Annotated in this window: 23 protein-coding genes; 8 read left to right on the top strand and 15 right to left on the bottom strand. The window is 46.9% G+C overall.

The window, feature by feature from the left end:
- The first annotated feature begins 10 nt into the window (after positions 1-10).
- Genes LG381_RS13230 through LG381_RS13210 form a run of 5 tightly spaced genes read left to right on the top strand, consistent with a single transcriptional unit; the run spans position 11 to position 3,818 of the window.
- Positions 11-1,123, top strand: a complete 1,113-nt coding sequence (locus LG381_RS13230) for a 1-propanol dehydrogenase PduQ (protein ID WP_001091430.1) — start codon at positions 11-13, stop codon at positions 1,121-1,123.
- Positions 1,120-2,463 carry a 4Fe-4S dicluster domain-containing protein gene (locus tag LG381_RS13225; RefSeq protein WP_225762523.1) on the top strand — a complete coding sequence of 448 codons (1,344 nt, stop codon included), beginning with the start codon at positions 1,120-1,122 and terminating at the stop codon, positions 2,461-2,463. Before LG381_RS13230 ends, LG381_RS13225 begins: the two co-directional genes overlap by 4 nt.
- A gap of 2 nt (positions 2,464-2,465) precedes the next feature.
- The gene (gene pduT, locus LG381_RS13220) at positions 2,466-3,020 is read left to right on the top strand and encodes a propanediol utilization microcompartment protein PduT (protein WP_000030732.1); all 555 of its coding nucleotides are present in this window, start codon (positions 2,466-2,468) and stop codon (positions 3,018-3,020) included.
- Positions 3,020-3,370, top strand: coding sequence for a propanediol utilization microcompartment protein PduU (gene pduU, locus LG381_RS13215; protein ID WP_032225599.1), 351 nt, complete (start codon positions 3,020-3,022; stop codon positions 3,368-3,370). Before pduT ends, pduU begins: the two co-directional genes overlap by 1 nt.
- Positions 3,371-3,374: 4 nt before the next feature.
- Entirely contained in the window at positions 3,375-3,818 is a 444-nt protein-coding gene (locus tag LG381_RS13210) for a EutP/PduV family microcompartment system protein (RefSeq protein ID WP_225762522.1), read from the top strand.
- Positions 3,819-3,919: 101 nt separating this feature from the next.
- Here LG381_RS13210 and LG381_RS13205 read toward each other — a convergent pair whose 3' ends face one another.
- The 6 genes from LG381_RS13205 to LG381_RS13180 all read right to left on the bottom strand — a co-directional run bounded on the left by LG381_RS13205 (position 3,920) and on the right by LG381_RS13180 (position 10,781).
- Complete coding sequence (locus LG381_RS13205) at positions 3,920-4,249, bottom strand: DUF496 family protein (RefSeq protein WP_000450409.1); 330 nt, start codon at positions 4,247-4,249, stop codon at positions 3,920-3,922.
- 172 nt (positions 4,250-4,421) lie between these two features.
- Complete coding sequence (locus LG381_RS13200) at positions 4,422-5,480, bottom strand: FUSC family protein (protein WP_001200875.1); 1,059 nt, start codon at positions 5,478-5,480, stop codon at positions 4,422-4,424.
- A 207-nt stretch (positions 5,481-5,687) separates the two neighbouring features.
- A complete protein-coding gene (sbmC, locus tag LG381_RS13195) occupies positions 5,688-6,161 on the bottom strand; it encodes a DNA gyrase inhibitor SbmC (protein WP_001105402.1) in 474 nt (157 codons plus the stop codon).
- Between the two features lie 119 nt (positions 6,162-6,280).
- Positions 6,281-7,447 carry a serine-type D-Ala-D-Ala carboxypeptidase DacD gene (gene dacD, locus LG381_RS13190; RefSeq protein ID WP_010347049.1) on the bottom strand — a complete coding sequence of 389 codons (1,167 nt, stop codon included), beginning with the start codon at positions 7,445-7,447 and terminating at the stop codon, positions 6,281-6,283.
- An 828-nt stretch (positions 7,448-8,275) separates the two neighbouring features.
- Positions 8,276-8,875, bottom strand: coding sequence for a hypothetical protein (locus LG381_RS13185; protein WP_225762521.1), 600 nt, complete (start codon positions 8,873-8,875; stop codon positions 8,276-8,278).
- Positions 8,876-8,975: 100 nt separating this feature from the next.
- The gene (locus tag LG381_RS13180) at positions 8,976-10,781 is read right to left on the bottom strand and encodes a phage tailspike protein (RefSeq protein ID WP_021572783.1); all 1,806 of its coding nucleotides are present in this window, start codon (positions 10,779-10,781) and stop codon (positions 8,976-8,978) included.
- Between the two features lie 145 nt (positions 10,782-10,926).
- Here LG381_RS13180 and LG381_RS13175 point away from each other — a divergent pair, with 145 nt between their 5' ends.
- Positions 10,927-11,178 carry an Arc family DNA-binding protein gene (locus LG381_RS13175; RefSeq protein ID WP_059332727.1) on the top strand — a complete coding sequence of 84 codons (252 nt, stop codon included), beginning with the start codon at positions 10,927-10,929 and terminating at the stop codon, positions 11,176-11,178.
- 99 nt (positions 11,179-11,277) lie between these two features.
- Positions 11,278-11,457 carry a hypothetical protein gene (locus LG381_RS13170; RefSeq protein WP_001085430.1) on the top strand — a complete coding sequence of 60 codons (180 nt, stop codon included), beginning with the start codon at positions 11,278-11,280 and terminating at the stop codon, positions 11,455-11,457.
- A gap of 13 nt (positions 11,458-11,470) precedes the next feature.
- Here the strand turns inward: LG381_RS13170 and LG381_RS13165 are convergent, their stop codons facing one another.
- Positions 11,471-11,836, bottom strand: a complete 366-nt coding sequence (locus tag LG381_RS13165) for a hypothetical protein (RefSeq protein ID WP_000757526.1) — start codon at positions 11,834-11,836, stop codon at positions 11,471-11,473.
- Positions 11,837-11,866: 30 nt separating this feature from the next.
- On the opposite strand from LG381_RS13165, the gene LG381_RS13160 reads away from it, so the two are divergent.
- Positions 11,867-12,196 carry a hypothetical protein gene (locus LG381_RS13160; protein ID WP_001555387.1) on the top strand — a complete coding sequence of 110 codons (330 nt, stop codon included), beginning with the start codon at positions 11,867-11,869 and terminating at the stop codon, positions 12,194-12,196.
- Here LG381_RS13160 and LG381_RS13155 read toward each other — a convergent pair whose 3' ends face one another.
- The 8 genes from LG381_RS13155 to LG381_RS13120 are packed head-to-tail and all read right to left on the bottom strand — an operon-like array spanning position 12,197 to position 19,955.
- Positions 12,197-14,365: a DNA transfer protein gene (locus LG381_RS13155; protein ID WP_225762520.1), complete on the bottom strand. Its 2,169-nt coding sequence runs from the start codon at positions 14,363-14,365 to the stop codon at positions 12,197-12,199.
- The gene (locus tag LG381_RS13150; protein WP_033803101.1) at positions 14,365-15,714 is read right to left on the bottom strand and encodes a DNA transfer protein; all 1,350 of its coding nucleotides are present in this window, start codon (positions 15,712-15,714) and stop codon (positions 14,365-14,367) included. Before LG381_RS13150 ends, LG381_RS13155 begins: the two co-directional genes overlap by 1 nt.
- A 10-nt stretch (positions 15,715-15,724) precedes the next feature.
- Positions 15,725-16,417 carry a DNA transfer protein gene (locus LG381_RS13145; RefSeq protein WP_137544060.1) on the bottom strand — a complete coding sequence of 231 codons (693 nt, stop codon included), beginning with the start codon at positions 16,415-16,417 and terminating at the stop codon, positions 15,725-15,727.
- A 2-nt stretch (positions 16,418-16,419) separates the two neighbouring features.
- Complete coding sequence (locus LG381_RS13140; protein ID WP_021560239.1) at positions 16,420-16,875, bottom strand: DUF2824 family protein; 456 nt, start codon at positions 16,873-16,875, stop codon at positions 16,420-16,422.
- On the bottom strand, positions 16,875-17,828 hold the full coding sequence (locus tag LG381_RS13135; RefSeq protein WP_225762519.1) for a tail needle knob protein: 954 nt from the start codon (positions 17,826-17,828) through the stop codon (positions 16,875-16,877). Before LG381_RS13135 ends, LG381_RS13140 begins: the two co-directional genes overlap by 1 nt.
- Positions 17,828-19,246, bottom strand: coding sequence for a packaged DNA stabilization protein gp10 (locus LG381_RS13130; RefSeq protein ID WP_001122388.1), 1,419 nt, complete (start codon positions 19,244-19,246; stop codon positions 17,828-17,830). Before LG381_RS13130 ends, LG381_RS13135 begins: the two co-directional genes overlap by 1 nt.
- Entirely contained in the window at positions 19,247-19,747 is a 501-nt protein-coding gene (locus LG381_RS13125; RefSeq protein WP_225762518.1) for a packaged DNA stabilization gp4 family protein, read from the bottom strand. It lies immediately after the preceding gene.
- On the bottom strand, positions 19,725-19,955 hold the full coding sequence (locus LG381_RS13120; protein WP_021560243.1) for a hypothetical protein: 231 nt from the start codon (positions 19,953-19,955) through the stop codon (positions 19,725-19,727). The genes LG381_RS13125 and LG381_RS13120 overlap by 23 nt, the downstream gene beginning before the upstream one ends.
- Positions 19,956-19,980: the final 25 nt, after the last annotated feature.

The following is a 19,980-nucleotide window of genomic DNA, read 5'->3' as shown; positions in this document are numbered from 1 at the left end:
AGAAACGGAAATGAATACTTTTTCATTGCAGACGCGTTTATACAGCGGTTTGGGAAGTCTCAAAGTCCTTAGCCGTTTCACCAATAAGCACATCTGGATTATTTGCGACGCCTTCCTGGCTGGTTCGCCATTGATTGACACGTTGTGTCAGTCGTTGCCTGATAGCAACCGCATCAGTATTTTTAGCGAAATAACGCCCGATCCAACGATCCAGACTGTGGTAAAAGGCATTGCACAAATGCAGACTTTACGCCCGGATGTGGTTATCGGTTTTGGCGGAGGCTCTGCACTGGACGCCGCAAAAGCGATTGTCTGGTTTAGTCGCCAGTGTGCTATTGAGATTGAAACCTGCGTTGCTATTCCCACCACCAGCGGCACCGGTTCGGAAGTGACCAGCGCCTGTGTCATCAGCGATCCCGATAAAGGGATTAAATATCCTCTTTTCGATAATGCGCTTTATCCGGATATAGCGGTTCTCGATCCCTCGCTGGTCGTCAGTGTGCCAGCCGCGATAACTGCCAATACCGGAATGGATGTTTTAACCCATGCCCTTGAATCTTATGTTTCTCCCCATGCCAGTGACTTCACGGATGCACTGGCCGAAAAAGCCGTGCAAATTGTTTTTCACTACCTGCCCACAGCAGTGAATAAAGGCGATTGTCTTGCTACTCGCGGCAAAATGCATAATGCCTCTACGCTTGCAGGAATGGCCTTTAGTCAGGCTGGGCTTGGGTTAAATCATGCAATTGCCCATCAACTCGGCGGGCAGTTTCATCTGCCACACGGCCTGGCGAATGCGCTCCTGCTTACGACGGTTATTCGTTTTAATGCTGGCGATCCGCGTGCTGCCAAACGCTATGCCCGGCTGGCGAAAACGTGCCATTTATGCCCTGACGATGCCAATGACACCGCAAGCCTGAATGCACTCATTCAACATATTGAACAGCTAAAAAAAGCCTGTTCAATGCCGACTCTCGCCAATGCACTGAAAGATAAAAAAGCAGAATGGTCATCACGTATTCCAGATATGGTTCGGGCTGCGCTGGCGGATGCCACACTGCGTACCAATCCACGAGCGGCTGATGCCATCGCTATAGCAGAAATGCTTGAGGAGTTGGTATGAACGGCGAGTTAATGTCCTTTGACGAACAGACGATCCGCGAGCGAGTACAGGCAGCAGGCGTCGTGGGCGCTGGTGGCGCAGGCTTTCCAACACATATTAAGCTACAGGCGCGGGTTGACACTTTCCTGGTGAATGCGGCGGAATGCGAACCAATGTTGAAAGTGGATCAACAGCTAATGGCACAACAAGCCAGCCGCCTGATTCGTGGTGTTCACTATGCGATGAAAGCCACCGGAGCCAGGAGCGGAATTATCGCGCTGAAAGAGAAGTATCAACCAGCAATAAACGCACTCACATCATTGCTTCCGCCGGATATCCGCCTGCATATTTTGCCCGACGTTTACCCCGCAGGAGACGAAGTGCTAACCATCTGGATGGCAACAGGTCGCCGCGTTCCTCCCGCTGCGTTACCCGTTAGTGTCGGTGTGGTGGTCAATAATGTGCAAACCGTACTGAATATTGCCAGAGCCGTTGAACAACAGTATCCGGTGACGCGACGCACGCTTACTGTTAATGGTGCCGTGGCTAAACCAATCACAGTGACCGTTCCCATCGGGATGTCTTTACGCGAAGTACTGGCGCTGGCGGGCGGCGCAACAGTGGATAATCCTGGTTTTATCAATGGCGGTCCGATGATGGGTAGTTTGATCACATCGCTCGACACGCCAATCAGCAAAACCACTGGCGGCTTGCTGGTTTTACCCAATTCTCATTCAATCATCCAACGTCAAATGCAGGATGACCGTAGCGTACTTGCCGTCGCGAAAACCGTTTGTGAGCAATGCCGCTTATGTACCGATCTCTGCCCGCGTCATTTAATTGGTCACGAACTGTCGCCACATTTGTTAGTACGTGCGGTTAACTATCAACAGCTCGCTACACCACAACTGTTACTGACAGCTCTCACCTGTTCGGAGTGCAACGTCTGCGCCAGTGTCGCCTGTCCGGTAGGTATTTCGCCGATGCGCATAAACCGCCTGCTTAAGCAGGAATTACGCGCCAAAAATCTCCGCTACGAAGGTGCCTTAAATCCTGAGGATGTCATGGCAAATTATCGGCTGATCCCAGTAAAACGGCTGGTAACCAAACTGGGATTAACCCCGTGGTATCAGGATGCGCCATTGTCTGAACAGGTGCCTCAGCCCGAAAAAGTGACTCTATTGTTACGCCAGCATATCGGTGCCAGCGCAATTGCGTGTGTACAAAAAGGCGATCGTGTCGTTCGTGGACAATGTGTAGGCCAAATTCCACACGGCACATTAGGTGCTCCCATTCATGCCAGTATTAATGGCACGGTCAGCGATGTGACAGAAAACGCTATTACGGTTGTGAGAGGTTAACCATGTCGAAAGCGGTAGGTATTTTAGAACTTAGCAGTATCGCAAAAGGGATGGAAACCGGCGATGCCATGCTGAAAAGCGCCAATGTTGAGTTACTGGTCAGCAAAACGCTATGTCCCGGGAAATTTCTGCTGATGCTCGGTGGCGATGTCGGTGCGGTGCAACAGGCCATCAGCAGCGGCGCATCCCTTGCAGGTGAAATGCTGGTCGACAGCCTGATCCTCCCTAATATTCATCCCAGCATTCTGCCCGCAATCAGCGGACTGAACCATGTTGAACAGCGTCAGGCTATCGGTGTGGTCGAAACCTGGAGTGTCGCAGCCTGCATTGACGCAGCCGATTGCGCAGTTAAAGCTGCGAATGTCACTCTCGTTCGCGTGCATATGGCCTTCGGTATTGGCGGTAAATGCTACATGGTGGTTGCTGGCGATATTTCAGATGTTAATAATGCGGTCTCTGTCGCCAGCGAGCGCGCGGGGGAAAAAGGATTGCTGGTCTATCGCTCGGTAATTGCCCGTCCGCATGAAGCCTTGTGGCGTCAGATGGTGGAGGGATAATGACAACTCAGCACGCTACTGAACGGATGATTCAGGAATATGTCCCCGGTAAACAGGTTACGCTGGCGCATGTCATTGCTAACCCAGGGAAGGAGCTGTTTAAGAAATTAGGTTTACCAGATACCGTTTCCGCCATTGGCATTCTGACGATTACCCCCAGCGAAGCGTCTATTATCGCGTGCGATATCGCCACAAAGTCGGGAGCTGTAGAAATTGGTTTTCTTGATCGTTTTACTGGTGCCGTAGTACTGACTGGCGATGTTTCAGCTATCGAATATGCACTTAATCAGGTTACCCGCACGCTGGGTGAAATGATGCACTTTACCGCCTGCCCCATTACACGGACCTGACGTTATGCAACGTATGATGCTCATTGGCCCCAGTCAGTGCGGAAAAACATCACTCACGCAATGTCTGCGCGGAGAAGATCTTCAGTATCAGAAAACGCAGGCCATTGTCTGGTCACCAGCCACCATTGACACACCAGGCGAATACCTCGAAAACCGTAGTTTTTACAGCGCACTGCTGGTCAGTGCCTGCGAAGCGGACATTATCGCGCTTGTGCTTAATGCGGACGCACCGTGGTCACCTTTTTCGCCAGGCTTTACCTCGTCAATGAATCGCCCGGTCATTGGAGTAGTAACCAAAGCAGATTTAGCCAGCATGGAACAAATATCTTTGGTGAAATGCTGGTTACGGGAAGCTGGAGCGCGCAACGTGTTAGTGACCTGTGCGGTTAATAACATCGGAGTTGCAGAGCTTTTTGCCTTGCTGCATACAGAAGAAGGCTGTCGCTAATTTTGATAGGTTATCAGATGGGAATGATGACTTGTGATACACAGAAAAGAGTCAATGAATAATGAGGGTTGCCGGGCAACCCTCATCGAATAAAGCAGAAATTACTTCGCTTCGCCGTTTTTCATTTCGCCCATAGCTTTCAGCTTTTTGGAGATATCGCGGCGTTCTTTGGAGAGCTCGGCGTTTTTGATGATGTAATCATCAACGCGATCTTCATAGTCACCTTTCATGCTGGCAATGATGCCCTGGATTGCTTCTACGCTCATCCCAGGCTTAATGTAATCGCTCAGGTTGTCCAGCAGCAGGACACGCTTCTGGTTGTCACGGATCTTTTTCTCAACGTCCTGGATTTCACGTTGCAGTTTGTTCTTACGGCGGAACAGACGAACAAATTCCAGTACGTCCTGGAATGAAGGCTTGGTAGTTTCCATTTTTATACCCCTGATAATGTGAGAGTCGGATTCGTTTAGGCAACCGCTATTCGTTAGCGGCCAACATTACTCATAGCTGCCGCAGATGACAATGCTTTTATCCCTTTTCATTATCATACCCTTTATCCTTGCTGAATCGAAGCAGCTGCAAGATGATTCTGAAGTTCAGGAATTATTTGCGCAAGGCCCGGCAAATCAGATTCGATAGCAACTCAAGCTGATGTGCCGTTTCCATGTTCAGCCACACATAGCCATAAATCGGCGTTTCCACGACCTTCAGGTCATGGTGGCTATCGAGCAACTGACGCAACTCTTCCACAGCATCGTTCAATTTTTCCGTATTGGCAAAAACCGGCTGCGGATTACCTTCATACAGCGCATGAACAAGGCTCAGCACTATTTGCTGCATCATGTGCTGTGTATCACGCAGTTTTTGCGCGTTCAATAACACGAAATGACTGGGACGCGTGGCCCAGTAGGCATTGATTTGCAGCTCCAGCATACAAACCAGATTACGATTAATAGTCTGGATACCTTCATATATCGATTTTGGAATGCGGGTTTCTTTGCTGGCTGGTGCAATCAGCCCTCGCATTTTCACGGCATCGGTCAGGAGTTTTTGCAGATGGCTTTCCAGTCGTGGGCGTTCAAGTAAGTTCGGTGAGAATGCAGATTGATAGACCCGATTATACTCGGTCAGACTTTTCGCCAGTTGAATGCGCCAGTGGATGAACGCTCGTTGCGGCCAGATACCGGTAAACAGCATTGCCAGTAAAGAGCCGAGGATCACATCGCCACTTCGCCATAATGCCGTATCAATTTCACCTGTTGGGGAACCAACAACAATTGCCAGCGTCACACCAATCAATAAACCTTGATACGGTTTCTTGCCGAGTGCCAGCCAGCCACAAAGAAACATGGCAGCCGCGCACCAGACTAACATCAGCGGTAAAGAGATTAACTCCAGTCGCAGAGCAATAAGACCTAAAATCGAGCCAAACACCGTACCGCCAATACGTTCAAACGCACGAGGGACAACGTTACCCCAGAACGAAATTGGCCCCATGATCACCACCATAGTGACCAACGGCCAGGTGCTTTCCGGAATAGTAAACAGGCGAATGATGAGAAAGGTGAGCAAGAACGCCAGCGCAACACGAGTACCATGAACAATGCGGTAATGACGGTAGACTCGAATTTCGAACGGGCTTAAGGACTTATCGGCACGCACGCGGGCACTCCGTGAAAGAGGGAAAAAACGATCATAATGCAATCTGACAAACCAGGTGCAATAACGCTACGTAACAAATCTGTCCGGCAAACCGGGAATAGCGGACGTTCCCGGTTTGGTTGTCAGAAAACTGAAGACGGATCTTACTCTTTTACATAACGAAAAACAGCGTGGCAATCAGGTTAACCTCTGACCCGACGTCATTTATCAGCGCCGTTTTGGCTGCACCGCGACATACATTTCGATATCCCAATAACCATCTTGCGCGCCATTGTTCAGATAAACCTCAAAACAGGGTTTTGGTAACATTTCGTAAGCACTGTCCTGCAAGAGGCTGTTAAAGAACTGATACCAGGGTTTCGCAAAATCATCCCCCTCTACGCGGGCTACCGCCACCGCATACTGACCACCCGAAATTTCTGTCAGGATGACGCCCTCACTGTTTTCGGGAAGTGTGAAACTATCTGCCACCGAAACTACGGTGTCACAACGTAACTTTTCGGCAGGTGTTTCATCTGGATTATCGTAATAGACCGCCACCCACTCCTTCGGAACAATATTTTTGTTATCAACCCACATCATCAACTGCTCAAAACCTTGCTTTACCGTTTGTTCCCACGGGCCAACGAGATGGAAACCTGCAACGGTACGTTTATCTTCCTGTTTAATCTCGTAGTTCATGACGCCTCCACTTATACTGGTTTTATATACAGCATGACTTGTAATATAAAAACCACAAGGAATGAGTGTTGATTATGCGAGCAGACTCGCACTCCTGCCAGTCTGCGGCGTAAGAAAGGTCAGGCTTTATGCTCGAAATAATCACTCAGCCGGGAAAACATACCGCCTTTTCCGACAGATTCCAGGGTGACCAGCGGCCAGTGCGCCACCGGTTTATCGCGGTCATAAAGTTCAATTTCCCCAACCCGCTTATGGGCGCTAATTGGCGCGGTCAGTTCTTTACCATCAAGGGTGTATTTTGCTTTGATATTAGGAATCTCCGCTTTTGGCAGCACCATCCAGAACTCTTGTTCCGTTCCCAGAGCGATGTTTTCTTTATCGCCATACCAGATTCGTTCTGTGCCAACCTTTTTCCCCCGGTGTAAAATTTGCACCGTAGTAAAGTTCTGTTGCCCCCAACGCAACAGTTTCCTGGCTTCTTCTTCGCGACCTTTTGCGCTGTCAGCCCCCATCACCACCGCAATGAGACGACGCTGACCATCCACCGCCGACGCAATGAGATTAAACCCGGCACCGGAAGTATGCCCGGTTTTCAGGCCGTCAACATTCATGGTCTTATCCCACAATAATCCGTTACGGTTTTGCTGGGTGATACCGTTCCAGGTGAGGCTTTTTTCGCTGTACATATGATAAAACTCAGGCTCGCCGTGGATGATAGCGCGAGAAAGGACGGCTAAATCATAGGCCGAACTGTGCTGACCGGGTGCATCCAGACCATGCACTGTTTCAAAATGCGTATCCTGAAGATGTAACTTCTCAGCATAATTGTTCATCATGTCGACAAACTGCCGTTGCCCACCGGCAATATAATCAGCCAGTGCAACACAAGCGTCATTGCCAGAGTCCACAATTAAACCACGGCTTAAATCACGTACCGATACGCGATCGCCCTCTTTCAAAAACATCAGTGAAGAACCGACGAATACCGGATTATCTTTCGCCCATGCATCGCGCCCCACCGTAACAATATCGTCTGGCGTAATACGATGGCTATCGATTGCACGATCAACGACATAGCCAGTCATCAGCTTAGTCAGGCTGGCAGGATTGCGTTGTTGATGCTCATTACCCGCCGTGAGGATCTGACCGGTTGTGTAATCCATCAAGACCCATGATCCCGCATGAATTTGTGGAGGCTGGGGTGAAAAGGGAATATTTTCCGCCGCAAAACCAGACGATAAATTAAAAACGAACAAAGAAGCAGCAATAATAAGACGGCGTTTCAACAGCAAATCCTCAGGAGTTTCAAATAGCAGTTCTTTTTACGGAAATCCTGATGAACTGGCTGGAATAAAGTGCAAGAAAATGTGACATTTATCTCATTTTTAATCTGACATTATCAGTTGCTACTCCCTGTCAAATTGTCGCTCTAAAGCTGATTAGCACGGTGATATTTGATACTCTGACATACAGCAGAAATAACGGATTTAACCTAATGATGAATGACGGTAAGCAACAATCTACCTTTTTGTTTCACGATTACGCGAAACACCCCTGAGAACGGCCATGAACAAGGGTTTCATGATTTGTGATTTTAGTTTGGTACGCAATTTGGTACGCAACGCAATTTTCACTTCAGCGGGTAGTCAACAAACTCACCATAACGCGCATCGTTGATGATGTATGCGATCACCACAAATATCACATCTGGACCAGTTCCGTCTTCATGCGCAGGTATCTGTTCACACCTCCCTTTCTGCAAATCCTAAAGATGAGATTTTGGGGTTTTGGGATATCTTTTATCCTCAGTTCTCTATCCATTCTGCAAACCAGTAATGAACCATCACCGTGTGATAGTGAGGCATCCGCTACGTTAAGCGCAGAGAAATGATGCAGTGGTGGGTGGACTAGCTTAATGGGAAGATTAACCTTTAGTGAGTAATGCAACGAACAAAAAGTTCGCTATTGCGATATCAAAAAACACTTTAGTTATAACTATGAAAATAACCAAACTCATAATGTTGGGTTATCAATAGATTCCCCAACACTATATATAATATGTTTAATTATTTTTAAATAACTCCGTCACATCGCTATAATAGCGACAGAAGAAATTATAATTTTCGCTCCCACCTAACACCCTCACGGATGAGTCTCAATGGTATTCCAGCATAAGATGATGATGGTCTTGATAGTTTTTTACCAACTAATGACTTAGTGCCAATAATACACCCATATGGTATTACAGAACCTTTGTTTATTGTGACACCTTCACCAACCCACACATGGTCTGAGATAACAATATCTTTTGCGTGATTTATCCTCTCTCCACTTTCAATATCAATAATAGGATGCTCATCTGAAGTTCTAATATAAATAGAACTAGAGAACATGCAATCGTCACCAATTGTAATTGATTTACCTTCCATTGCGAAGAAATGCACACCAGCGGTGGTCGTCCCGCTTCCAATAATTAACTTTGAACTGTTTTGCCGAATATCAATACAGCCTCTTATATTGCTCTTTTTTTTAATATGTAAGGTATTATTCTCACCAATGATGTTTATTCTTAAATTTCTAAGAACTACACCTTCATCTATTGTAATTTTATGCCCGCTACCCTGCACATTAACTTTAACACTTTTGTCAATGAGTACTGATGGATGTACATATATTTCATTACCACTTTCAAATTCACTGAATATATTTTCCATAAAAATATTATCCGCACTACATAAACAGTCATAACAATCGATACAATCTATCTCTGGTAGTATAAACGACCTTCCAATTCCATGGAAGATCCATTACACGTTATAGGTTTTCGAGTTTGTTCAATCTTTGCTCTAACCCCTCTATCCTTGAAAATGCAACATCTATAGCCTTTGTAACAAACGGTATAACCTGTTCGTAGGCAATTGTTTTTACATCGCATCCATTGTTTACTAGATGATCTTGATATATACCACAGTCAATTCCAAGTCGATCAAGTAATTCTTTAACTTGCTGTGCAAGATACCCGGCATGTTCTCTTTTCCTTTTTCTACTGCCATCTTTTTCATGTTGATGAATTCTAGTTTCAAAAATCGGATTGCCATTAGAATCATCACCAATTTTTACATTGTATTCTTCTATATAATCATCACGAAAATCCCACTTATAAAAATATGGGATTATTCCACGGACGAATGATACAGCAAGTTCTCCGTCTATTATTCGTTTATCTGCTTTATCACGCTCATCAGACCGAGTTTGCACCGTACCATATACATAAACTGTCTGAGAAGAATTTCCTAACTGAATCTCATGATCTCCACCAACTCTGGCACGGCATCCTAAAGCTACACAATTTAATTTCTCTTTTGCAGGTGTCCCATCAATCAAAAACCTACCAGCTTGATGTCCAAGATATACTAATTGGGTTCCAGTAGTCTCACTATCTCCTGACGCTGCACCAACAAAAACATTATCACTTCCTGTTGTTAAATTAAAGCCGGAAGCCCTACCAATAAGAACTGAATCATTCATTTTTGTTGCTTTATATCCTGCTTGCATCCCACAAAAAACAACACCATTTAATCCATTCTGTGACCATGCAGCTTGATACCCTATAGCAACAATATTATTGGGAGATTCCCCATATGAAGACAAACCAAGAGAAGCCTCACGTCCTAGTGCAACGTTTCCAGAACCATCCACATTTCTAAATAAGGCAGAGCGACCTGCAGCAAGATTATTACCGCCAGTTCCCGTCTCAGCACCAGAGAATGCTCCTATATAGGTATTACCACCACCAGTTGAGTTATTTTGCATTGCTGCTTGACCGACAGCAACGTTATCTCTTCCTGTTGTTGTTCGTGACCCTGCATCCGTACCAACTGAAACATTTCTCTCTCCTGATGTTAATAGTTTGCCAGCGTTATAACCGACCACTACATTATAACTACCGGTTTTATAGTTGGCATAAGAAGAACTTTGAGCGTAAATAAAAATATTACAACTACCTGTAGTTAACAGTGCTCCAGCCTCATGTCCAAGTAGAACATTGCGCTGTCCTGTTGTAAGGCTTGCACCGGCTCGTCTACCAATACCAGTATTTTCCGCACCAACAGCCTCATCTGACTCGTTACCTATAATTGATGATCCTGCTCCAACTCCGAAAAAAGCATTATTTTTCGCATATTCATTAGAAGAAAATGCATCAATTCCCCATACCGTATTACTTGGGTCAGCATAACCAGGAGAATTTTCACCAGAAAAATTAGTTAATTCCTGCCTTAACTGATCTGGAGCATATTTCATTACATTTGGGAAATAGTGCTGCTGAGAGCCATACGCATCAAAAATCGCCATTGAGTGATTTTTTATAGTCGCAAACTTACCGAATTGACCATTCAATACAGGCTGCCCAGCTTGACTTATTTTTATTGGTTGAGAAACCTTAATATATTTTCCATTCTCATTCTCAAAATAAACATCCACTTGATTATCTGGATTAGTCGGATCGGTATCAGGCTTCCCGATATAAATGCTTCCATTCGATACTGATTTAAATGTTCTTGACATTGTGAACAATTGATTAGGCATGGAAACTATAATGTTAGGTATAATGTCTGTCATTTAATTTGCTCCAGATAGAAGGAATCGCCGCAGCATTGCCGCAGTGATGCATTTTTAATCAAACAAAGGATCACTGTGGTCTTATTGAGGATGCAACCAGCAGATAATAAGATGCCGATTCACTCACAAAAGCGAGGCATCAAGAATGGGAAGAGATGACCCGCAATTTAATCTGCGGCTACCTTACGAATTAAAGGAAAAACTAAAACAGCGAGCCAAATCCAATGGCCGCTCTCTTAATTCAGAATTAGTTCAGATAGTGACTGATGCTGTATCAAGGCCATCCAAAATTTCAGGCTATCGAGACGATGCGGAACGCATCGCTGATGAGCAGTCCGACCTTGTTAAGAAGATGGTGTTTGATACGCTGAAGGATTTGTACAAAAAACCCACCTGACGGTGGGTTAATTTTTGCATTTACCTGGGCCATATTGACTACTTATAAAATGAGATCAATATTTAATCGCCCAATAACGGGTGTATGTTGAGGTATATCATGGCGAAAAAACCAGGTGAAAACACAGGAAAAAACGGCGGAATATACCAAGAAGTTGGCCCGCGCGGCGGTAAGAAAGACAATTTTGCCACCGTCAAGGACAACGAAAGGCTTCCACCAACAACAAAGCCAGGTCATGGCTGGGTATTAGATAAGCGAACTCCAGACAGCAAAAAGTAATAATCAAGCCGGGTCACTCCGGCTTTTTGATATGTCGCTCGCAGAACTCAACAAGCCTGCTCATTAAGTAGCAGTAAGTCTCGTTGGCTCTTCCTGGTTCAACATCAACACCGACCCTTGAGCAGATATCGAATGCCATGTGAGCGCACTCATGGGCAATAGTAGATAGTTTGCCATTGAACACGCCTATCACATGCAAAACACCATTCTCGCTGCTCATTGTATGAGACGCTCCGTTGGCATCCGAGTCCTGCACGTCCACACCAAGTTTTTGATGCAGGCGTTGCCATTCTGGAAAGTCTCTACAAAACACAATTGTACCGCTCTCAAAGAGCGGAACGAGCATCTTTGGTACGTTTCCAATGTTAACTTTTTTCATGGTATCCTGCTCAAAACTAAGGAGGTTGGTGTGCTTGAATGGTTTCTGTTGGCTGCATTAGTCGTTTCTGGTTTGGTGTATGAGTATCGAATGCACTCTCTAACAAAAAAAATAGGAATTCTAGAAAACGAATATTGTGCTCTCAAATCCTCACTGGAACGTGATCAAGGAGACTTAAAAATCTCTCTGTCTAGCATTGAGCGTTCTATAGAGAGCCTAGAAGATAAGGTTGATCGTATAAAGAATGAGGATATTCATGATATTAAGGACGACATATCCTTCTTAAAATCTTGGTTGAAAAATGTTGGGAAAATTGCCACATCAACACGAGATAAGCTCAATCCATCCATGGATGACTAATTACTCCTGTGCCATTCCGCTTAGTGATGCCACAATTCCAGCTCTTGCTAAACGCTGGAACTCTTCGTTTCCTAGTGCCTCGCGTATTGCTTTTACGGCGGCCTTATTTGCCATAAATCTGCGTTCCGCCGACGCTAATGCACCATCACTTGCCCCAACCTTAACGGCCTTTGTTGCCTCTTGAACAGCCTTTTCAATAGCGTAACGACCGCTTCTAGTTGCGGATAATTTCGCTATCGCTCCTTTTGCCATTGCATCAATTGCTCCACCTGCAGCGCCACCCGCTATTGCTCCAATAACGCCTCCTCCAGAGAACCCTGCGATAGTGCCAGTAGTTCTAAAAGCGCCAGACAATGCGCTCTCTAAAACTGGATGAAGGCCATTCTCAAGAGTGCTAATGGCTGGCATAGATCGCCCTGTCTGTTCAACATATCGAAGTGGCTTTGTTGCTGCTCGTGCAAGTTCTCCGTATGAACTTGTAATCCTGCCAAGTTCTGGAGAATATCGACTAATTGCCTTCACGTTTTGTGGGGTAAGAATAGTCGCGATATGCTTAATTCCAGCCTCTTCAGACTTACCTCCGCGTACCCCTTGCGACATTGCATCTTGTAATATTGATGCAATTGCTGGCGCGCGTTCTGACTCAGGTAGGGCGCTTATTATTTTATGGAACTGACCTGTTCCACTTTTTGCTGAACCCTGTAACGCCTTAGAGCCATTAGTTACCAACTGATCAGTTGCAAGGTCTCTACCAAACGCTGATTCAGCCTGTTCTTGTGCTGTAAATCTTGCCTTTGACAGGTCATTAGCTTTTTGCCAGTCATCAAGAAAACCGCCATTTTGAGCCATTATGCGCATATCTTCCGTTGCTGCATCACGAAGCTCAGCCATGCGCCTTGCCGTATTTGCCTCACCAGACTTTATATACTTCTGCTCTGCGTCAGCAAGTTTACTTCGCCATGCCTTCATGGCATCAAACGTGATTCCTTTTTTACCAGTTTTAGCATAAGCAGATGCAAATTGTTTCATCTCAGGAGTTAGCGGCATACCAGCCAAAATATCACCCTGAATTGTAGCGTTCAGGTTTGACATTCTGGCCTTTGCGTCAGGCATCGTGGAGCGGACGCTATCCCATGCGGCATCTTCTGAATTTTTCATTTTATCAATACTTGCCAAAACCCTTTGTTTTATGGCTGCACTTTTTTCTGATGCAGTTCCTGCTTCAGCCCCAAACTCATCCAATGCTGAGTTAAATTTCGACTCTATTTCACTGAATGCTTTGGTGTGTGCATCCTGTGTAATTCCGGGCTTTGACGCCAGAATCCCCTCCGCCTGAGCAAGACCACGACTACCTGATCTCATGCCAGGAGTTAATGCGTTGATATCTATTCCAGCAGTATCTGCTGCTTTTGCTATTTCGTCTGACACGTTAGCTGACTGACTGGCAATAATCTCTCTTCCTGTACCAGACTTTGCCATTTTCGAAACATCAGCAGCGGAATTTATTGCCCCGCCACCAAGAACTTGAGGTGATTTAGAGGTTAAGAGCCTTCCAGCCCCAGAAAGTATCCCCTGAGCACCAATATTGATACCACCGTTAATGGCAGCATTTTGTGCAAAATCGCCCTCCTGATTTGCAGCATCAGCAAGAGAGCCTGCAATCATGTTTCCTGCGGAACCGATATCTCCAGCGAGCTTTGCTGGCGCTCCAGCAACTTTTGCCGCTGTGCCAATTGGCAGGAGATACCCACCAAATGTTTCACCGGCTTGCGCCCAAGGGTCTGTCGGTCGATCGACAGGGCGATAAACATCATCCAAAACCTTGGGTCCACCAAGCCCCTGACTGATTGCATTAATCAGACTTGCTCCGCCCTGCAATACGTCAAATGGTATGTTTACCAGACCACGACCAGCCTGTTCTGCAATTTGCCCTGCGCTTTGACCACCAGTGAGCCAGTCGCCAGCTTGTTGCATCAATGATGGTTCTTCTTTCTGCTGCTGAGGCGGAGGGTATGCTGCATAAAACTGATCTCTTGCTTCAGCCCATTTGTCACCAGCCTTAGGGGCAATAACCTCATCAAAATATTGCGCTTGAGCCTGTGCTTTCTGTTCTTCAGTTAACGCCTGATACTGTGGAGAATCGATAACATCTTTCCATGCTTTAGCCATTAATCACCCCATAAAGACGAGAAACCGGACTTATTGCTGTCGCTTCCTGATTTTCGCTCACTAACATATGTGTCATAACCTGATGAACTATATCCCATTGATTCAGCCTCCCTTGCTGCAACCTTTTGAAATACAGAATATTGCGATCGGATTTCAGATAACTGTTTTCTGACGACCTCTTCAGGCTGTGTTATATCGAGTTTCGCGATCAGGTTTTCCAGTTTTTGGCCTTCAGCATTGGAGAGGCTACCCATACCTCGCATAGTCTGCACGTTCTGGACAAACGCCCCCGACTTTAATTCTTCTATCGCATTACGGTTTGCAAGCCCTTCAGCACTTGTGAAGCCATCTATATTTCTTCCTTCGAAGCGACCAATACCTTCAAGCTCCTTCTTACCAAGCAAAGAATCAATTTTCTCTATCCCTCGCTCACCAGTAATTAACGCATTGTTGTAATTATTGTTGCCATCAAGCCATCTCTTAGCCTGAGACATTCTGGCTGACGTTGCAGCTTTACCGGTTAGCGGATCAATTCCCGTCGCTGCTATCTGTGAGTTAAGAGACAAAACATCCATATCCTGAAGTTGTCCTGCTCTTTCAAGGGCCGCCTGTGACTGCTTAAACACATACTTGTCGTGATTCAGTCTTGCCATTTGAGCCTTATAGGAAAGATCCTGCCCTCTAATAGCCCTCGCATTCGTCATGTCATTATTGCGAATGGTTTCGTTAATTCTTTGCTGCTCCTGCTGGCGACCAACCATCTTATCCTGAACAGCAAACGCCTTTTCTGGCCCAAGTGCACCGAGAGACATAGTAGTCAGCATGTGTGATAGCTGCTCTGGATTCTGGATACCTGTCTGAATCATCCAGTCAGCATTCGCCCCCACGCGATTTAACCTGTCCTTGTTATCAGTAATGAATTTACTGTAGGCTTCCGGTCCCTGAGAAAGAGCGACGTTAGCCCTCATGGCTAAATCGCCCATATCGTTGCGTTGCTGCTCATTAAGACCGGAAAACGCCTGTTGTGCCTGTGCAACAAACGCTGGATTTTCCTGGGCAAACTTAAATAGTCCCGATGGATCACCAGAAGCCCATGCATCAGCATGAACCTTATTGAACGCACTAATCGCTTTCTGTTGCTGTTCCTGATTGTAAATATCAGCAACTCCAGCCAGACCACGTAACGCGGTCAGACCAACGTTATTTGCACCTGAGCGAGCCAGTTCATTGTTTTCGCGGATCAGACCAAGCGTTGCGTTAATGTCGCTTGCCTTTGGCGCATTCTCATTTTGCGTACCGATGCCAGCCAGAAAACCACCAGAATTAATACCCTGTTGCCACGTAGCCATTGATTACCCCTTAAAACAACGAGCCAAGCAGACCAAGACCTGCACCGATACCAGCACCCCACGGAGTTGATAGCTCGAGAGCACTGGCTATGCCACCACCCAAAAGCGCACCGGATGCAGCACCACTAACCCCCTGCTGCAATGCTGACGGTCGGTTGGCGTTTGCCGCAGCCAGCGCCGCGCTTTGCTGTGAAATCTGACTCATGTTGTTGGCATATGTTTGCCCGGCGTTTGCCTGACCCTGAAGAGCGCCAAGACCGATATTTGCCAGGTTGTTGTAATTGTTCATTTGTCCAGATAGCCATTGCTGACCAAGCGTTGGTGCGATTGTTGCTAACTGATTACTGGTTGCGGTGGAACCCAATCCACCTGTTGCTTCCGCTGCCGCAAGACTCTGATAGCGAGCCTGACCTGAAAGGTCTTTATACTGCTGAGAGTTGTAATACTGGTTAAGTGCCTGACCTTGCCCCTCCAGAGACGATAAGTTCTCGAGGCTGCCGACATACTTCTCAGCCAGAGGAGTAAACGGCTTCAGGTTATTCATGATGGTGTTGAACTGCTGATTTTGCAGGTCTGCGGCATACTTCTGAGCTTCTGCTGCATACTTTGCGCTTTTATCAGAACTGCCACCTTTCCCGCCTTTTTCAGGGTAATAAGGTTCCTCGCCACGCAGTTTTCTGCCCAGCTTAAATGCATATAACATGGCTATCTCCTGTGATTCAGGAAGTCGATTAGTTCTTCGCGTGTCGCGCTGTAAAACGTCACGTCATCCACGCCTTTGAAGTATTTCTTGATGGTTCCTACACGCTTAAGGCCAATCATTGCGCAATACATCTGACCGTGGCGGAATTTGCGCGCAGCGAACGATGTGACGCACTGAACGGTGGTGTTAGTCAGAATGTATCGCCAGAACGCCAGCCCGATTTCCTTGCTGAAGCCGCGAATCTCTGGCAGGTACATGGCGTGGCAATCGAATGTCAGCGGCTGAATCTCCTGATAGTAAACAATGCCGCCGAACTGCCCGTGCACGTTCACCTCAAAGTAACGGCAATCAGGTTTGTAGTCGTATCCATCACCGTTGTTGCTCCCGGCAATAATGTCAGGGTGATTTCCTACGGCTTCTATCAGGTCGATGTTTCGCGTTGGTTTGAACTGAATCATCACTGCTCCGCGATTATCTTGATGGTTGTGGCAGTAAACGCCGCACCATTTGACTGAATGGTTAACGTGCTGCCATTTGTGGCAAGAAAGCCGTCTTTATCCACGCTGAAGAACGTAGCTAACAGGATGTTATCGGTTGTTGTCGCCGAGTTACGACTGCTTACCAACGTGTCAGGAACAGAGCCGGAAAAGGTTAGCTGCATTGACCTGTTGGCGGTTCCGCTGGGCCACGTCCCGACAATCGACAGCTTGAAGAACAGGGTTTTGTTGTCGTTGAAAACAACCATCTTGTTGTTAACGGTGTCGAAGAATGGTGCCAACGTCCCGGATGACGGCGTGAGCGTTTTCAGCAGGCTAACAAGGTTGGTCGGCGCTGTTGGAATGGTTACCGATACTCCTGAGTAAACGACCTCTGACTTCTTGCGCGTGGTGGCATACTCAAGCGCAGATATTCTTGTTGAGTGATCACCAACTGTGCTTTGTAGCGTCGAAATACTTCCCTCTGCCGCTGTGAGCCTGGTATCAAGTGCGTTGATATCGGTTGTATTCTGAGTTATTCGCGCATCATGGTTTGCTAACTCAGATTCATTGGCAGCAATTCGCGTCTCGTGATCAGCCAGCTCTGTTTCGGCAGCCGTAATCCTTGTTTCATGATCTGCAAGAGTGCTTTCCGCTGCTGCGATTCTATGTTCATGATTGACGAGAATTGCTTCAGCAGCAGCAATTCTTGATTCATGGTCTGCAAGGGTGACATCCTGCTCATCATTCTTCACCTGTGCATCATAAGCCCCCTTCCCTGCTTCGTTGGCCTTGTTAGCCACGTTACCAACATCAGCACCCTGTGCGATAACGTACAGCAGATATGACTGCGAGAAGATATTGCGTGGAAGGACTGATGTGTCGAGTCGTGTAGCCTGAATGATTACCGGCTCATTGAGATTCGAATCAGCCATTACTCGATCCTTATCTGGCAGCCTGACAGAGTGACAGGTGACTTAGTGATAACGCGCAATTTGAAGCCGACATTTTTCCTTATTCGCCCGACGCGCTTCCACAAAACGCGTTTGTCGTAAACGAACGGTTCATTCTGCTCAATCATCTGCTCACGCCCGTAATTGATGCCGTCAGTGGTTGCAGAGAGAAAAAGGCGGTCGGCGTACTGCGCAACGCCAGTTGACGATTCAACCTCAAAGTCAAACACTCTGGCGTTATCCGCTTTGAACAACGGAGTAAACAGCAGGTGTTCCTGCTGCTTGTCGTACTGGCTGCTGATATCGAACTGCAATTTCCCGGTCACCGATTCCAGCTTATCGCCGCACGTTATCTGATTTCCTTCGTAAATGAAGTCGATAGCGCGGTACACATCGTCATACAAGCCTGTTTTCAGTACACACCATTGCGGACCATTGGCGCTTGAAGATGCGTCGTACACGAGAACATGGCGAGGAAGGTGGATAATCAGCAACTCATGAGCATCAAACCGCAGCGATTCCATCACACCATCAGCCAGTTCATCAGCAGTGTAGGAGCGGAGGATTTTCTCAATGCTCGCGCTGGCAATTGGTGACACCTGACCGGAGCCGATGATATACACAGACGGCGCACCCGTTGCCGGATTGCTGATGAACGCATACGAATCAGCAAACGGCGTTTTGCAGTAAGTCCCGGCGATGCCTTTTTGCACCATCAGTGATGGCTGTGCGACATACAAAGCAGCACCAACGGTGGTTGCGCCAGTCAGGGAGAAATATTCAATAGTCGATGAACCAAAGCAGACGATGAAGTCTCGCCATGTCCCGATACCGATGATGCCGTCCGGCTGAGACTCGGCACGATATTGTGCGCTGTAACGGTCAGGATGCGATTCGTCTTCAAGGTCAGTGATAAACCATGAATCAGTGCCGTCTTTTGACCACGCATAACGCCCACGTAAGCGCGTAATATCGCGGACTGAGCCTAACTCATACTGCGTGAATCCGCTGTCTGTAGGCCAGTTTGAGACGGTTTTAACCGTGCCATCATAGCGATACTCGACCAGTTGACCATTAACACCTACCGCCTGTGATGTCCGACCATGCGCCATTGATACACGACCACTTCCGGCGACGTCACCGACTTCACTTTCGCCTTTGTACAGCTTGCCACCACACACACGATAAACAGCATTCTGCGCCATGTTGTACTCGACGCCGCGCGATACGCCGTTCACATCAGAACGTTTGGCAATGCCCGGGAATGAGCGAAGATATCCGCTGCTGTTGAGGATTTCTTTGGGTGTAGCCAGCATATTCACTGGCAAATAGTCGATATAGTCAGCGTTTCGAAAGTCTTTGCCGACACCTTTCATAAGCGGAAGTTGCTGAATCGGCATTTATTCGCTCCCGTTATCACAAGGTTCCTTTCGGTGGAAGTAATTCCAACCGTTCCACTTCGCCAACTGATTACCGCTACCAACAGGCATACGGTTTAGATAACCGGACTTACATTTAGCGGCTTTTGCTCTGTCCATTGCAGACAGTTTGACGAGTCGCTCTTTCCCGTATCTGGCAGTGGTTATAAGTTTTGCTGACGATTCCAGCGCATAATCCGGAGCAATGCGGCAGGCAAGGTTGAAAATGACGGCATTGATAGCGTTATTTGATAAACCGTGCTCATCGCCCGGATCCGGAGCGACATCTGCATCAGCAAAAATGTAGCCAACGTTGATACCAGGTGACACATCACCGCCAAGCCATTCAGCCATCATCATTTCAAGGTCGTTGACGCCGTCTTCCATAGACTGCGGTTCGACATCGGTTAACGTGGCATTTGATGCAACACCGAGCTTACGTAATGCTGCAAGGACTAAATCACCCTTCGTTGTCAGGTTCATCTGCTGCCGCCTTAGGTTTTCGACCAGGCTTTTTACGCTGTTTTTCTTCTAGCTCTGGCTCTGCAACATCCTTCAAAAGGTCATCAGGATGTGAAAACCAGCCAGCATCCAGATATTCCTGAAGCTCTTCGGCTTTCACGATTTCAAAGTCGTATCCAACGCCTTTCCATTTCTTCATGTCTCCATGACGAAAGATCATGTGTGTCATGCTTGTCTCCAGATAAAAAGGGAGC

It is taken from the genome of Escherichia sp. Marseille-Q3837 (assembly GCF_916618735.1).
Taxonomy (GTDB): Bacteria; Pseudomonadota; Gammaproteobacteria; order Enterobacterales; family Enterobacteriaceae; genus Escherichia; species Escherichia ruysiae.
This window is presented reverse-complemented; position numbering and strand designations above follow the sequence as displayed.